We start from the raw sequence: 669 nt of genomic DNA, 5'->3' as shown, positions 1-669 counted from the left end.
ACAGATAACGTGGTCGTGACGGGAGGATGGTCGGGTGACGGGCGGGGGGACCGGTGACCCGGGCGGCGTGCCGTACCCGGGGCTCGAACGCACCACCGGCTCGAAGCGCGTGGGACGACGGACGTGGTCGAACACGACCTCACGGCGCGTGAGCGCTCGGACGACGGGGAACGCATGGACGTTCTTGCGAAAGCCGAGCACGATCGTGCAGGCCCCCACCACCGCCAGGAGAACGGCGAGGCCGACCAGCGTGCCCACCTCGCGCAGGAGCAGCGGCGACACCACCACCACGAGGAGCAGGAGCCGCCACAGCAGCATCCAGAACACCTTCAGGACGGTCACCGTCACCCGCCCCAGGGGAAGGACGTGTTCTGCACCGCCCACTGCGAGAACTGCTGCGAGAACAGGAAGTACTCGTTCCACGCGCGCAGCCCGTTCTGGTCGGTGACCGCCCAGACCGCGGCGAGCGCGAACAGTGTGCCCACGGTGAGGAGCTGGGTGAGCGAGACGAGGTTGCGGAACACCCAATACGTCTTCGGCACGCCGTCGCGCAGGGCGCTGCCGCGCGGGTCTGCTCCGTTGCTCATGCGGGAACCTCCGTACCGGTCGTCGAGCGGGGAGTGGCGGTGGGGTCTTCGCGCAGAGCCGCCCCGCCCTGCCCCTTATACA

At 69.2% G+C, this 669-nt stretch carries 2 protein-coding genes; both read right to left on the bottom strand.

Annotated elements, in window-relative coordinates; translation table 11 throughout:
- Positions 1–348, bottom strand: a 348-nt coding sequence (locus NS220_RS18965; protein WP_153004392.1) for a hypothetical protein, incomplete at its 3' end; no start/stop codon positions are given.
- Positions 345–587 carry a hypothetical protein gene (locus NS220_RS18960; protein ID WP_058625480.1) on the bottom strand — a complete coding sequence of 81 codons (243 nt, stop codon included), beginning with the start codon at positions 585–587 and terminating at the stop codon, positions 345–347. The genes NS220_RS18960 and NS220_RS18965, both read right to left, overlap by 4 nt.
- Between the last annotated feature and the right edge of the window lie 82 nt (positions 588–669).

This window comes from Microbacterium testaceum (genome assembly GCF_001476655.1).
Classification (GTDB): Bacteria; Actinomycetota; Actinomycetes; order Actinomycetales; family Microbacteriaceae; genus Microbacterium; species Microbacterium testaceum_C.
This window is presented reverse-complemented; position numbering and strand designations above follow the sequence as displayed.